General features: G+C 72.9%; 12 protein-coding genes and 1 pseudogene. 4 read left to right on the top strand and 9 right to left on the bottom strand.

Translation table 11 applies throughout. The annotated features are described in order from the left end of the window. Positions 1-12 precede the first annotated feature (12 nt). The gene (locus ACGF3A_RS13705) at positions 13-1,029 is read right to left on the bottom strand and encodes a Dyp-type peroxidase (protein ID WP_393729199.1); all 1,017 of its coding nucleotides are present in this window, start codon (positions 1,027-1,029) and stop codon (positions 13-15) included. Between the two features lie 297 nt (positions 1,030-1,326). On the opposite strand from ACGF3A_RS13705, the gene ACGF3A_RS13700 reads away from it, so the two are divergent. Continuing rightward, positions 1,327-1,968, top strand: coding sequence for a LysE family translocator (locus ACGF3A_RS13700; protein WP_393729198.1), 642 nt, complete (start codon positions 1,327-1,329; stop codon positions 1,966-1,968). Positions 1,969-1,983: 15 nt separating this feature from the next. On the opposite strand, the gene ACGF3A_RS13695 is transcribed toward ACGF3A_RS13700, so the two are convergent. Further along, a complete protein-coding gene (locus ACGF3A_RS13695) occupies positions 1,984-3,201 on the bottom strand; it encodes an RNA-guided endonuclease InsQ/TnpB family protein (protein WP_393730657.1) in 1,218 nt (405 codons plus the stop codon). Positions 3,202-3,227: 26 nt separating this feature from the next. Between ACGF3A_RS13695 and tnpA the strand changes: the two are divergent. Then, a pseudogene (tnpA, locus tag ACGF3A_RS13690) lies at positions 3,228-3,638 on the top strand (IS200/IS605 family transposase); the annotation flags it as partial. 103 nt (positions 3,639-3,741) lie between these two features. On the opposite strand, the gene ACGF3A_RS13685 reads toward tnpA, so the two are convergent. Further along, entirely contained in the window at positions 3,742-5,469 is a 1,728-nt protein-coding gene (locus tag ACGF3A_RS13685; protein WP_393729196.1) for a pentapeptide repeat-containing protein, read from the bottom strand. An 81-nt stretch (positions 5,470-5,550) separates the two neighbouring features. On the opposite strand from ACGF3A_RS13685, the gene ACGF3A_RS13680 reads away from it, so the two are divergent. Then, positions 5,551-6,330, top strand: coding sequence for a MerR family transcriptional regulator (locus ACGF3A_RS13680; RefSeq protein ID WP_393729194.1), 780 nt, complete (start codon positions 5,551-5,553; stop codon positions 6,328-6,330). A 5-nt stretch (positions 6,331-6,335) separates the two neighbouring features. Beyond that, positions 6,336-7,241, top strand: a complete 906-nt coding sequence (locus ACGF3A_RS13675) for a hypothetical protein (RefSeq protein ID WP_393729192.1) — start codon at positions 6,336-6,338, stop codon at positions 7,239-7,241. Here the strand turns inward: ACGF3A_RS13675 and ACGF3A_RS13670 are convergent. The 6 genes from ACGF3A_RS13670 to ACGF3A_RS13645 form a co-directional block, all read right to left on the bottom strand. After that, the gene (locus tag ACGF3A_RS13670) at positions 7,202-7,471 is read right to left on the bottom strand and encodes a hypothetical protein (protein ID WP_393729190.1); all 270 of its coding nucleotides are present in this window, start codon (positions 7,469-7,471) and stop codon (positions 7,202-7,204) included. The genes ACGF3A_RS13675 and ACGF3A_RS13670 overlap by 40 nt on opposite strands. Before the next feature lie 9 nt (positions 7,472-7,480). Then, a complete protein-coding gene (locus tag ACGF3A_RS13665; protein ID WP_393729188.1) occupies positions 7,481-9,946 on the bottom strand; it encodes a xanthine dehydrogenase family protein molybdopterin-binding subunit in 2,466 nt (821 codons plus the stop codon). After that, positions 9,936-10,427: a (2Fe-2S)-binding protein gene (locus ACGF3A_RS13660; RefSeq protein WP_393729186.1), complete on the bottom strand. Its 492-nt coding sequence runs from the start codon at positions 10,425-10,427 to the stop codon at positions 9,936-9,938. The genes ACGF3A_RS13665 and ACGF3A_RS13660 overlap by 11 nt, the downstream gene beginning before the upstream one ends. After that, complete coding sequence (locus tag ACGF3A_RS13655; protein WP_393729184.1) at positions 10,424-11,275, bottom strand: FAD binding domain-containing protein; 852 nt, start codon at positions 11,273-11,275, stop codon at positions 10,424-10,426. The genes ACGF3A_RS13660 and ACGF3A_RS13655 overlap by 4 nt, the downstream gene beginning before the upstream one ends. A gap of 305 nt (positions 11,276-11,580) precedes the next feature. Then, a complete protein-coding gene (locus ACGF3A_RS13650) occupies positions 11,581-12,759 on the bottom strand; it encodes an NAD(P)/FAD-dependent oxidoreductase (protein WP_393730655.1) in 1,179 nt (392 codons plus the stop codon). Positions 12,760-12,767: 8 nt separating this feature from the next. Then, on the bottom strand, positions 12,768-13,106 hold the full coding sequence (locus ACGF3A_RS13645; protein ID WP_393729182.1) for a bifunctional 3-phenylpropionate/cinnamic acid dioxygenase ferredoxin subunit: 339 nt from the start codon (positions 13,104-13,106) through the stop codon (positions 12,768-12,770). Positions 13,107-13,173: the final 67 nt, after the last annotated feature.

Below are 13,173 nucleotides of genomic sequence, written 5' to 3'. Positions count from 1 at the left end.
GCGTGGTCATGGTCAGGCTCCTTTCAGGCTGCCGATGCCCAGGGAACCGTCGCCGGATCCCGCGCCGTCCGCGGTGGCGTCCCCGCTCCGGGGCGAGTGCGAGGGCGGGGGCGGCGGGTCGTCGAGGAAGTCGACGGTCGGGACGTGGAACAGACAGCCGGTGACCGCTGTCGAGAAGTCGAGAATCCGGTCGTGGGTGCCCGGCGGGTCGCCGAGGAACATGTTGCGGAGCATGGTCTCGGTGACGTCGGGCGTGCGGGCATAGCCGATGAAATACGTGCCGAATTCTCCCTGGCCGACGCTGCCGAACGGCATGTTCTCGCGTACGATCTTCCGCTCGTTCCCCTCCTCGTCGGTGATGGTGTTCAGGGCGACGTGGGAATCCGCGGGCTTGACGTCGTCGGAAAGCTCGATGTTCTCCGCCTTGGTGCGGCCGATGACGTTTTCCTGCTCCTCCGAGGAGAGCGCGGCCCAGGCGGCCATGTCGTGCACGTACTTCTGGACGATGACATAGCTTCCGCCGCGGAAGTCGGGGTCCTCGTCGCCGACGCGGACGAATTCCTCGGCGACCCGGCCCTCGGGGTTCTCGGAGCCGTCGACGAAGCCGAGGAGATCGCGCTCGTCGAAATACTTGAAGCCGTGCACCTCGTCGACGACGGTGGCCGCGCCCTCCAGCCGTCCGACGAGCAGGCGGGCCAGCTCGAAGCAGACGTCCATGTGCCGGGCGCGCAGATGGAAGAGCAGGTCGCCGGGGGTGGCGGGGGCCCGGTGGCGCTCGCCGTTCAGCTCGACGAAGGGGTGCAGCTCCCGGGGGCGCGGGCCGCCGAAGAGCCGGTCCCAGGCCATCGAGCCGATGCCGACCACGCACTCCAGACCGGCGTCCGGCGCGCGGAATCCGACCGAGCGCCGCAGGCCCGACACATCCTGGAGCAGATCGCGGACCGTGTCCTCGCCGCCCGGCGCGACGGTGACCACGAGAAACACCGCGGCCTTGGCCGGGGGGACGGTCAGGGGCTGCGGTTCTGGCACGGGAACCTGCCTTCCGTTCGGATGCGCGCGCGGCGAACGTAAACGCTACCAGCCTGCCCTGATCCGGCCACCGGACTCACGAATGCCTGGGCCGTACAGGTGTCGGCGCGCGGATCGGTGCGGAACATGAAACCTCGGCAAAGGAATTCCCAGTGCCCGGTAAATCGCATTTCGCGCGCCACGGGGAAGAATCGGAAATGCGCGGACGATTCCGGCGGGAATTCCTTGTGCGTGAACGCTCGGAGGTGCTCCGGAAAACCCCTGGATTCCGGTGTCGCGCGCGAGGACGATGGCCGCATGGTGTCGACCGATCGTCTGCTCGCCTTCGCGGCGATGTCCTTCCTGCTCATCATCGTGCCCGGGCCCAGCGTCCTGTTCGTCGTCGGACGCGCGCTCGCCCAGGGCCGCCGCGCCGCGCTCACCACGGTCGCGGGGAACACGCTCGGCGCGTACGTCCTCGTGGTCGCCGTCGCCCTCGGCGTCGGCTCCGTGGTCGAGCGCTCCGTCCTCGTCTTCACGGCCCTGAAGCTCGCGGGCGCCGCCTACCTCGTCTACCTGGGCGTCAGGACCATACGGAGGCGCGGCTCGCTGCGTGCCGCGTTCGAGGACGAGGAGGGCGCGGACCACGGCGGGCTGCGCACGCTCTGGGAGGGCTTCGCCGTGGGCGTGGCCAACCCCAAGACCATCGTCTTCTTCGCCGCCGTGCTCCCCCAGTTCGTGGACCGCGAGCAGGGCCACGTCGTGCTGCAGATGCTGCTGCTCGGCCTGGTCTTCAACGCCATCGCGATCGCGTCGGACAGCGTCTGGGGCCTCGCCGCCGCCACGGCCCGCGGCTGGTTCGCGCGCTCGCCGCGCCGTCTGTCCCTGGTCGGCGGCGCGGGCGGCCTGGCCATGATCGGCCTCGGCGTGACGGTCGCGGCGACGGGCCGCAAGGATTGACTTCCGCTCCCCGCTCTAAAGGGCGGGGATTCCTACCACGGTCGTGTGACCGTCTCGGTGGGTTCCTGTTTCTCTGCGCTGCGCCGGGAGGAGTCCCGGTCTTACCCGCGCTCCGCAGGCTGATACCGCCAGTCCGGCGGCCTTGGCGACGTTGACCGCCGCGTTGATGTCCCGATCGAGGACGCTCCCGCACGCTCCGCACGCCCACACGCGGATGCTGAGGGGCTTGGGCCCGTCCTTGACGCCGCACGCCGAACAGACCTGGGAGGTCGGCTCGAACCGGCCGATGCGGAGGAACGTCCGGCCGTGCTTGGCGGCCTTGTATTCCAGCATCGCGACGAGCGCCGACCATCCGGCGTCATGCACGGACTTGGCCAGGCGCGTGCGGGCGAGTCCCTTGACCGCCAGGTCCTCAACGGCAACCGCTTGGTTATCGCGAATGATCCGTGTGGAGAGCTGGTGGTGAAACTCGCGCCGTGCGTCGGCCACCGCGCCGTGGGCGCGGGCGACCTCGATGCGGGCCTTGGTCCGGTTGTTGCTGCCCTTCGCCTTCCGGCTCAGGTTCTGCTGTGCCTTCTTCAGCTTCTTCTCGGCCCGGCGCAGGAAGCGGGGGCTGTCGACCTTCGTGCCGTCCGAGAGGACCGCAAAGTGCGACAGGCCCAGGTCGATGCCGACCGCGGTGTCCCTCCTGGGAAGCATCTCGGTCTTGGTCTCGACCACGAACGAGGCGAAGTACCGCCCGGCGGCGTCCTTGATCACGGTCACCGTGGACGGGATGGAGGGCAGGCCGCGTGACCACTTCACCCGTACGTCACCGATCTTCGGCAACGAAAGGTCTCCGCCCGTCGTGAACTTCCAGCGGGCGTTCGCGGTGAACCGGACAGCCTGCCGGTTGTCCTTGCGGCTCTTGAACCGGGGTGCTCCCATGCGCGAGCGCCTGCCCTTGAGCCCGTCGAAGAAGTTCCTGTAGGCGGCATCCAGGTCCCTCAGGGACTGCTGCAGGACCACGGCCGATACCTCGCCGAGCCAGGCTCGTTCCTCGGTCTTCTTCGCCTCGGTGATCAGCAGCTTCGACAGGTGACCCGTCCTCGGGAACGCCTCACCGCCGGCGCGGGCGGTCTCACGGGCCCGAAGGGCGTCGTTGTAGACCACCCGCGCACACCCGAACGCGCGGGCCAGCGCCGAACGCTGGGGCCCGTTCGGGTAGAGGCGGAAGGAGTACCGAAGCTGCATGCCGATCACCGTACGACAGAGGGTTCATGGCCGACATACAGAACATTCGTACGGGTAGGCACTGTACTTTCGGGCTCCCCGCACACTTGGTTTTCGTGACGAAGTACCGGCACAGGGTCTTCACCGACGCGCACCTCAAGCGGATGGAAGAGGTCATGCGGGCGGCCTGCGCGGACATCGCGTGTGAGCTGGCCGAGTTCAACGGCGAGAACAACCACGTCCGCCCGCTCGCGAACTTCCCACCGAAGGCCGCCCTGTCAAAGCTGGTCAACAGCTTGAAGGGCGTCTCCTTCCGCAGGCTCCGCCAGGAGTACCCCGAACTGATCCGGCACTACTGGCGGGCACAGCGACTCTGGCCCGGTTCCTGCTTCGCAGGGTCGATGGGCGGGGCTCCGCTGTCGACCGTCCGCCAGTACATCCAGCAGCAGAACCGTCCGCTCTGGCCTGCGCGTCAGAACACTTCTGAAAATCGCTACACCACCGGGCCAAAACCCGATGCACTGCGATGAGCCCCCGGTAGCGGCTCCCCGCCGTCCCGGGTCAGCCCCGCTTCAGCCGCCCCCGGATCGCGAGCGCCGCGAGGCCGATGAGGGTGGGCTCGGCGAAGCGGGCCGTCTTCTCCACGTACCGCCCCGGCAGGGTGAGTTGCTGGCCGCTGGCGCGGAACACGACGGAGTTGAGCACGACGTCGGCGGCCCGCTCCGCGCGCGCCGCCGTGAAGCGGTCGGCGAACGGGCGGTGCAGGGTGGGCGCCTGCGTGCCGACCACGCCGGACGAGGCCGGGTAGGGGCGGCCCGGCGTGTCGGGCAGGCCGACGGCCATCATCAGCAGCACCGTCACGAGCATCGCGCCCGCGAGCCAGCCGAGGGCGCGCGAGGCACGCAGCCCGTAGCCGGACAGGGCCCAGTACGCCTGGAGGAGCCACCGCTCCGCGTTCCGCCAGGGCCTGGCGTAGCGGCGCATCTCCATCTCGCCGTAGTAGAAGTCGGCCGCGCCCGGCTCGTCCTTGGCGTCCTCGCGGGCCTTGCGGAGCTGGCGGTACGTGGTCATGAGCGCGGAGAGGCTGGGCACGGTGCCGGGGTCTGACGGGGGCGGGCCCCAGTCGTGCCGGGTGCGGGTGGCGCGCCAGGGGTGCGTGCGCCACTGCCGCTCCTCCTCGATCACCTGCCGCTGGGCGCACCAACGGGGCACGCCGCGGCTCCAGCGCAGCCCGCGCGGCGTGGTGCCGAGCCGCCACTTCCCCTCCAGGCGGAGCTGGTCGAGATGGTGGGTGCCGGAGAACGCGCAGGTGGTGAGGTCCACCCCGGCGAGCAGCACCATCGAGGCGTCGACGCCCCGGAGGGAGCTGACGGAGATGAGCCCGTCGGGCGTGGCGGCGTCCGCCAGCAACTCCTCCTCGGCGCGCCGCGTCCGCTCGTTCGACACGGCGGTGGAGACGGTGCAGGGGTGCAGGAGGAGGGCGCCGCTGAGGTCGAGGGTGGCGTGGCGGGCGTCGAGCGTGACCGGTTCCTCGAAGCGGGTACGGGCGGCCGAGACACGCCGGGCACTCACCTCGAAGGTGGTCGGCCCCGCGACGGTGGCCGAGTCGAGGACCAGCGACTCCCCGCACACGAGCGGCCCCAGCGAGAGCCGCCCCCGGAACGCCGCCCCGCGGAAGAGGGCGCGCCGGGCGAGGACCGCGTCGTCGAAGCCGGTCTCCCCGGCGAAGCCGGCCCGGTCGAAACGGGCGTCGCCCCGTACCGCCGCGCGCCGGAAGGAGCAGTCGCCCTCGAAGGCCACGTCCTCGAACCACGCGCCGTCCGCGAACTCCGCCTCCGCGAAGCCCGCCCAGTCCCCGAACCGCGCGCCGTCGAAGGAGGCGTCCTCGCGGAAGACCGTCCCCACGAACGAGGCGTACGCGCCGAACTCCGTACGGCTGAAGTCCGCGAAGCCGTGGAACGTGGCCCGGACGAAGCGCGCGTGGTCCTCGAAGACCGCGGCGCGGAACTCTGCGTCGGCGGCGAACGAGGCGTCGTCGAACGCCGCCGCCCCGAACCGCGCCGTCCCCGCCTCGTCCCGCACCGCGTCGAGCACCCGCCCCAGCAGCCAGGCGCCCAGGCGCGTGCCCCGCAGGTCGACGTCGGCGCCCGGCGACATGCCGTCGAGGTACGGGCCGCGGACGCTCTCGTGCAGGTGCGCGAGGCAGCTCCCGTCGGCGATCACGACACCCCGGCACTCCCCCGCGGAGCGGCACCGCTCCCACGGCGTCGCCCCCATCCCCTCGTCCATACCGGTGATCACACCAGCCCCGTGCCCCGGAGGGAAGGGCACGCTTGACCTTGACGTAGCGGCAACGTTTCCAATGAACGCATGCGAATCGGCGAGCTTGCCGCGCTGGTCGGGGTCTCGACCCGGACCGTGCGCCACTATCACCACCAGGGCCTGCTGCCCGAGCCCGTACGGCTGCCCAACGGCTACCGCGAGTACCGGCTGCGGGACGCGGTCGTGCTGGCGCGCGTGCGGCGGCTGGCGGAGCTGGGGCTCTCGCTGGACGAGATCCGTGACGTGCTCGCCGACGACAAGGGGCGGGAGCTGCGCGAGGTGCTGCTGGAGCTGGACGCGGACCTGGCGCGGCAGCAGGAGGCGCTCGCGGCGCGCCGCGCCCGGCTCGCCGCGCTGCTCACCGAGACGGACCTGCACCCGGACTCGACGGTGTCCCCGGAGATGGCCGAGGTGCTGCGTGAACTGCCCGCCGGGGGATCGAAGTTCGCGGCGCTCGACCGGGAGATGCTGGTGATGATGGACACGGGCGTGGCGCCCGGGGACCGCGCGGCGCTGACGGAGATGTTCCGGCCGCTCACCGAGCCGGAGAGCCTGGCGCGGGCCCAGGAGCTCTACGCGCGGATGGACGCGCTGGCCGACGCCGACCCCGGCGAGCCGCGCGTCGCCGCGCTCGCCGCGGACTTCGCGGCGCTCATGCCGGACACGATGACCGCGGCGGCCGCGGAGCACATGGACGGCGTCGTCCTGGACGAGCTGATCGCGTCGATGGAGGACGAGCTGTCGCCCGCGCAGGCCGAGATGTTCCGGCTCCTGATGACCACGCTCGTCAGGAACGCCACGGAGGGGAACCCGGAGGGGAAGGGGTGAGCGGGATGCTGAGGGTCGCGCGCGCCGCGCTGTTCGCGGCGGTTCCGGCCGAGTTGGTGGTCATGGTCCTGCTGGTGTCCGGCGTGTCGCTGCCGGGACCGCTGCTCACCGCCGTCGAGGTGGCCGTGCTGGCGGTCGTGGTGCTGGAGGGCGCGACGGCGTGGCGGCTGTACCGGGCGGAGCGCAGGGGCGGCGCGGGACGGAAGGCGGCGTGTCGCGGTGCGTACGAGCGGCTCGTCCCCGTACGGGTCCGGCGTGTCGTGGGCTTCGACACCAAGGGCATGGTCAGCCTCGTGCTGTGGGTGGCGCGCCGCCGCCACGGGGTGCCCCAGGGGGCGCGCGCGTTCTCGTACTCCCGCGCGCAGACCTCGACGCTGCTGCTGTTCCTCTTCGCGATGGTCGTCGAACTCGTGGGCATCGAGGTCCTGTTGCGCGAGACCGGCGTCCCGGCGTGGATCCGGACCGTGGTCCTGGTGATCGACGCGTACTCGGTGGTGGCGGTCCTGGCGATTCTCGCGTCCTGCGTGACGCGCCCGCACGTCGTCACCGGCGGCGAACTGCGTGTCCGCTACGGCGCGTTCTTCGACCTGCGCGTCCCGCGCGAGCGCGTCGCCGCCGTCCACCGGGTGCGGCGCTACAGCGAGAGCGGCACGGTGAAGGTCGAGGGCGAGGAGATGGCCGTCGCGGTGGCCTCGCAGACGAACGTACGGATCGAGCTGGCGGAGCCGATGACCGCGACACGCCCGCTGGGCCGGCGCGTCGGGATCCGTTCCCTGCGGTTCTTCGCGGACGAGCCGGAGGCGCTGCTGGCCGCGCTGGCCGAGCCGGCCTCCGGAGCGGACACGTCGGAGGCCGTACCGGCGGCCCGTGGTCACCAGGGCTGGACGGCCGCGCCCACCGTCCAGCCGTAGTCCAGCTCCTCGCCGTCCACGGTCACCGCCTCCACGGTGGCCGTGGACGGGTCGATGTCGGCCACGAAGCCGTCGCCCTCGTAGCGGGGGTAGCCCGACTCGCCGGTCCGGCCCGTCGCCTCGACGGTGCCGGTGCGCACCGGCTCGCCGGGGTCCGGATGGCCGTCCTCGTCGGTGAGCCGGGGGTAGAGCCGGACCTCGTAGCGGCGGGGCGCTCTCGCTTCAGACATATCCCTACATTACGACCGTTCGCCCGCCTCTTGCCGCCCCTCGTCCGCCAGTCCCGCGTCCGCCAGTCCCGCGTCCCGCAGCAGCGTCCACACCCGGTACGGCGTCAGCGGGGTGCGGTCCAGGCGGGCGGCGATCTCCGGGACGGCGTCCGCGACCGCGTTGGCCACGGCGGCGGCGGGCGGGAGCGTGCCGCCCTCGCCGAGCCCCTTGAAGCCGCCGGGGTTGTGCGGGGTCGGCGTCTCGGTGTGGCTGACCCGGATGTCGGGGACGTCGGGCGGCGCCGGAAGGACGTACTCCCGGAAGGAGGTGGCCAGGGGCCGCGCCGTCACCGGGTCGTAGGCGGCCTCCTCCAGCAGCGCCAGGCCCAGCCCCTGGGCCACGGCGCCCGCCGTCTGGCCCTCGGCGATCAGCGGGTTGACCAGCACTCCGCTGTCGTGGACCGCCCAGTAGCCCTCGACGGTGACCGCGCCCGTGTCCAGGTCGACGGCGACGGCCGCGGCGTGCGCGGCGTGCGCGAAGGTCACGTCGGGCGGGTCGAAGTCGACCGTCTCCTCCAGCTGGATGCGGTCGTGCTCCGGGCGCCCCCAGCCGAGCCAGCCGCGCTGGGCGATCTCGCGCCAGGTGGCGGTGCGGTCGGTCTTGGCCGCGCGGAACGTGAGCCCTTCGAGGCGTACGTCCTCCGGGGTGGTCTCCAGGAACGCCGCCGCCAGCGCGTCCATCCGCCCCCGCAGCCTCTCCCCCGCGCGCAGCAGGGCGCTCCCGGAGAGCACGAGGGAGCGGCTGGCCTGGGAGCTGTACTCCGAGTGCGGGGTGGTCTCCGTGTCGCCCAGCCGGACGGCGACCAGGTCCATCGGCACGCCGAGGCGGTCCGCGACGATCTGGGCGAGCGTGGTCTCGATGCCCTGGCCCATGGAGACGGCCCCGGCGAAGACGGTGACCGTGCCGTCCTGGTTGACGCGGATCCGGCCGCTCTCCCAGCCGCTGGCCTCCAGCCCGGTCAGCTCCAGCAGCTTGGTGGGTCCGTAGCCGGTGATCTCCACGCTGGGCACGGTCGCGACGCCACGCCGGACGCGGCCCTCGCGCTCCCGGGGCGCGGCGGCCGCCGCCGAGGCCGCGGCGCGGTAGGTCGCCGGGTAGTCGCCGGTGTCGTACGTCATGTGCGTACGGACCGTGTACGGCATCTCCTCGGCGGCGATCAGGTTGCGCAGCCTCAACTCGTCCGCGTCCAGGCCGAGTTCGCGTGCCGCCTCGGCGATGAGGCGCTCGCGGATCCAGCAGGACTCCTGCATCCCGTAGCCCCGGTAGGCGCCCGTGGGGGTCGCGTTGGTGTGCACGCAGGTGACGGTGGCGCCCGCGAGGGGCAGCCGGTAGGGGCCCTCCAGGGACTGCCCCGTGATCTGGAACGGGCCCGAGCCGCCCTGCGTGGAGAACGCGCCGAGGTCGCCGCGCACCCAGGCGCCGAGCGCGAGGAACCGCCCGTCGAGGTCGAGCGCGAGCCGCGCCGTGGCGGTCTGGCCCCGGCCCTGGTACGTGGCGGTCAGCGCCTCCGTACGGTCCTCGGTCCAGGCGACACGCCGGCCGAGGAGCTTGGCGGCGAGACAGACCAGCGCCTCGTCGACGTACAGCGTGGTCTTGCTGCCGAAGGCGCCGCCGAGGTCGGGGACGAGGACCTGGATCTGGTCCATCCGCAGCCGCAGCGCCGCCGCCAGCCCGTACCGCACGGGGTGCGGGACCTGGGTGCTGCTCCACACGGTGAGCCGCTCGGTGTGCGGGATCCACTCGGCGAGGAGGCCGCGCGGCTCCATGGACGCGGCGTTGACGCGCTGGACGGCGAGTTCGCGGGTGACGACGTGCGGCGCGGCGGCCATGGCCCGCTCGATCTCCTCCGCCGGGTCGCCGAAGCGGACCTCCCCGGCGACATTGGTGCCCGCCTCCGGGTACAGGAGCGGCGCGCCGGGCGCGAGCGCGGCGTCGACGCCGACGACCGGGGGCAGCGGGTCGATGCTCAGCTCGACACGCTCGGCCGCGTCCTCGGCGGCGGCGCGGCTCGCGGCGACGACGAGGCCGAGGGGCTGCCCGACGTACCGCACGGTGCGCGTGGCGACCTCGATGTCCCGCTGGTGCTGGCCCGGCAGGCGCCAGACGGTGGGGAGCGGGTCGGCGTGCCGCGCGATCTCGTCGGGGCCGATCACCAGCGTGGCGCCGCCCTCTTCGCGCGCCGCGCGCCCGTCGAAGCGGGTGACCCTGCCGTGCGGGACGGGGCTGCGGACGACGGCGGCGTGCAGCGCGGTGCCGCCACCGAGGTCGTCGGCGTACCGCCCGTGGCCGCGCAGCATGCGCGCGTCGTGGACGCGGGGCAGGGCGCGGCCGATGAGACCGGGGCGCGCGGCGTCGGTGTCGGCGGTGGCGGTGGCGGTGGCGTCGGTGTCGGTGTCGGGGGCCGTCCTGGCTCCGGGGTTCCGGTCAGTTCCCATCGGAACCTCCCGCGTGCTCGCGGCTGCGGGCGAGCGCCGCGCGGATGCCGGTGTAGCCGGTGCACCGGCAGCGGTGGCCCGCGAGGACCTGGTCCGCGGTCTCGTCCTCGGGGGTCCCGTCGCGCTCGGCCGCGGTGAGGCTCATGAGGATGCCGGGGGTGCAGAAGCCGCACTGGAGACCCTGCTCGGTCATGAACGCGCGCTGGAGCGTGCTGAGTTCGCCGTTCACCGCGAGTCCTTCGACGGTCTCGACACGCCGCCCTTCAGCCTGGACCGCGAGCATGAGACACGCCCGTACGGGCTCGCCGTCCAGCAGGACGGTGCAGGAGCCGCAGACGCCCTCCTCGCAGCCGACGTGGGTGCCGGTGAGGCCGAGCGTGTGCCGGAGGAAGTCGCTGAGCAGCGTCCGCACCTCGGTGCGGGCCGCGCGCTCGGTGCCGTTGACGGTGAGGGAGACCGTCCGTTCGGGTGCGCCGGTCATGGCCTCACCCCTTCCAGGGCCCGTCGGAGTGTCGTGCGGAGGAGGGCACGGCGGTAGTCGGCGCTGCCGTACGTGTCGGACGGCGGGTCGGCCTCGTGCGCGGCGGCGTCGAGCGTGGTCCCCAGCTCCGTCAACGGCCGTCCCGTCAGGGCGTGTTCGGCCTCGTGGAGACGGAGCGGGCGGTCGGCGGCGCCCGCGGCGGAGAGGCGCGCCGAGACCACGGTGCCGTCCGCGTCGAGCGACACGCCCGCGCACGCCCCGACGAGCGGGAAGCCGCCCTGGCCGAGGCGGGGGACCTCGGCGAAGCGGAAGCGGTGCCCCTCGTGCAGCGGCAGCTCGACCTCGGTCAGCAGCTCTCCGGGGCGCAGGGCCGTACCGCCGCCGGGGCGGTAGAACTCCTCGGCGTCCAGGGTGCGTTGTCCGGCGGCCGAGCGGAGCAGGAGGCGGGCGCCGAGCGCGAGGGCGAGGGCGGGGAGTTCGGCGGCGGGGTCGGCGTGGCAGAGCGAGCCGCCCAGCGTGGCGCGGGTTCTGATCTGCGGGTACGCGACCAGCCGTACGGTCTCACGGAGCACGGGCAGCGTGTCGCGGAGCGCGGTGTGCGTCTCCAGCGCGCGCAGCCAGGCGAGTGCGCCGATCCGCACCGCGCTCTGCTCCAGGGTGACGGCGTCGAGGTCGGCGACGCCGCCGAGGTCCACGAGGGTGACGGGGCGGACGCGGCGGCGGTTGAGGAGCGGCAGCAGGCTCTGGCCCCCGGCCAGCAGCGTCGTCGTGCCGTTCGCTCCGCTCAGCAGTCGCACCGTCTCGTCCACGGTGCGGGGGGCCCGGTAGTCGAATGCGGGTGGCTTCACGGTGACAGCGTGATTGCGCCGGGGCAACGCGGCAAGGGCGCACGGCGTCTCGGCGTGCCGCCCCCTGCCGGGTGCCCCCCCTGTCGGGACTGCTGGGCAGGGGCTGCCCCGTACCGTGCGTTGCAGAGTGCCGCTGCTTCGTGGCTTGTCGCGCAGTTCCCCGCGCCCCTGACGGGGCGCTCCGAGGAGCGCCGCGTACCTCTAGGGGCGCGGGGAACTGCGCGCGCAACCACCCACAACCCGCAGCCTGCAAGGCACGGCACGGGGCAGCCCCTGCCCAGCCCTGGAACGAGGGTCAGGCGCCGTCAGACCGCCGCGAGGCCACCTGTTCTCGACAGCTCCTTGCGCAGCCGCATGAACGGCCGCGGCCGGTTCATGGCGAGGGCCGCCGTGGGGGTCCCGTCGCGCTCGTAGACGGCGAGGAAGCTGCGGTCCTCCGGGGAGCCCTCGGCGAGCCGCACCGTGTCGCCCGGCGCGCGGCGACCCGCGAACTGGAGGCGGACGCCGTACTGGTCGGACCAGAAGTACGGCAGCCCCGAGTGCGTCTCGACCGTGGTCCCCGCGAGCAGATTGCGCACGGCGACCTCGGGTTGCCGCGTGGCGCTGGTCCAGTGCTCGGACCTGACCCCGTCGGTCCGCGCCACGTCCCCGGCCGCCACCACGCCCGGTACGGAGGTGGCGCCGCCCCTGTCGCAGACGACGCCGTCGTCCAGGGCGAGCCCCGAACCCTCCAGCCAGTCCGTGCGCGGGCGTACGCCGACGCCCACCACGACGACGTCGGCCGGGAGGTAGCGGCCGTCGGCCAACTCGACCCAGGCGACGTTCCCGCGCGTGTCGGCGTGCAGACCCGACACGCCCGTGCCGGTGAGCAGCGTGACGCCGTGGTCGGTGTGGAGCGTGGCGCACGCCTCCGCCATCTCCTGCCCGAGCTGCGGCAGCAGCGGCTGCGGCGCGGCCTCGACGACGGTGACCCGGTGGCCCATCGTCGCGCAGGACGAGGCGACCTCGGCGCCGATGAACCCCGCGCCGATCACCACGACGCGGACCTGGCCTCTGCTGAGCCCCTCGCGCAGGGCCGCCGCGTCGTCGAGCGTGCGCAGCGTGTGGACGCCGGAGAGCGGTGTCTCCGTGCGCTGTCCGGCCAGGCGGCGCGGCGTGGCGCCGGTGGCGAGGACGACGCCGTCCGTGGTCAGGCGCCGTCCGCTCGCCAGCACGACGGAGCGGCCCGCCGTGTCGAGCGCGGCGGCGCGGGTGCCGAGCAGCCACTCGGCGTCGAGGTCGGCGATCTCCTCGGCGTCGGCGAGCGCGAGCCGGTCGGCGGTCACCGCGCCGGTCAGGAACTCCTTGGAGAGCGGCGGCCGGTCGTAGGGCCGGTGGTGCTCGTCGCCGACGATCACCAGCCGTCCGTCGTACCCCTCGGCGCGGAGCGCGAGCGCGGCGTAGAGTCCCGCGAGCGACGCGCCGACCACGGTCACTGTTCTCATCGTGCCGCTCATGCCGCGGTCCCCCGTCCTGCCTGCTCGGTCTCCTCGGCGGCCACGTGCACCCACACCGTGCCGTCGTGCACGCTGACAGGGTGGGTACGGACCGCGCGGCGGGCCGGGAGACACGCGGGCTTGCCGGTGCGCAGGTCGAATGAAGCCGCGTGCAGCGGGCATTCGATCAGACAGCCTTCGAGCCACCCCTCGGAGAGCGAAGCGTCCTGGTGGGTGCATGTGTCGTCGATGGCGTACAGCTCACCGTCCGAGTGAAAGACGGCGATGGGAGGTTCTAGGTCGATACGGAGTGACTCGCCCTCGGGCAGGTCTTCAAGGCGGCAGACGGGTAGCACTGGCCCCCCTCACACTCTTCGCTACTATGCGAGTTTCGTATCGCGCACGATGACGCGTGATGCGCAA

The organism is Streptomyces sp. NPDC048172 (assembly GCF_043202595.1).
GTDB lineage: Bacteria > Actinomycetota > Actinomycetes > Streptomycetales > Streptomycetaceae > Streptomyces.
The sequence above is the reverse complement of the archived record's forward strand: the minus strand, read 5'-3'. Positions and strand labels throughout refer to the sequence as shown.